Origin of the sequence: Vibrio sp. 2304 (assembly GCF_033339475.1) — a bacterium.
Taxonomy (GTDB): Bacteria; Pseudomonadota; Gammaproteobacteria; order Enterobacterales; family Vibrionaceae; genus Vibrio; species Vibrio alginolyticus.
Genome location: NZ_JAWOUQ010000074.1, coordinates 1 through 630 on the forward strand (window position 1 = coordinate 1; position 630 = coordinate 630).

Sequence of the window (630 nt, forward strand, 5' to 3'; positions counted from 1 at the left end):
ACGGTCATCATCCACCATGATCAGCATGCCATCGCGTTCGACAACCGGACGTTTATCAGCAAGATAAAGCGGGACAATTTCGATGTTCTCTAGGTAGATGTATTGCCAGATATCAAGCTCGGTCCAGTTAGAAAGTGGGAACACTCGAATGCTCTCGCCTTTATTCACTTGACCGTTGTAGGTTTTCCAAAGTTCTGGACGTTGGTTTTTCGGATCCCAGGTATGGTTCTTGTCACGGAACGAATACACTCGCTCTTTTGCGCGTGATTTTTCTTCATCACGACGAGCACCACCAAAAGCAGCATCGAAGCCATATTTGTTTAGCGCCTGCTTAAGACCTTGCGTTTTCATGATGTCCGTATGCTTTGACGAGCCATGAACAAACGGGCTACATCCCATTGCGATGCCTTCTGGGTTCTTATGAACCAAAAGCTCAAAACCGTATTTTTCCGCAGTACGATCGCGGAATTCGATCATTTCGCGAAATTTCCAATCGGTATCCACATGCAGCAGCGGAAACGGGATCTTTCCTGGGTAAAACGCCTTACGCGCCAAATGCAGCATCACTGATGAATCTTTACCAATCGAATACATCATGACTGGGTTATCAAACTCAGCAGCAACTTCGCG

At 46.7% G+C, this 630-nt stretch carries 1 protein-coding gene; it reads right to left on the reverse strand.

The features are described from left to right. Window positions 1-630, reverse strand: a 630-nt coding sequence (cysD, locus tag R7P64_RS24325) for a sulfate adenylyltransferase subunit CysD (RefSeq protein WP_318124176.1), incomplete at both ends; no start/stop codon positions are given.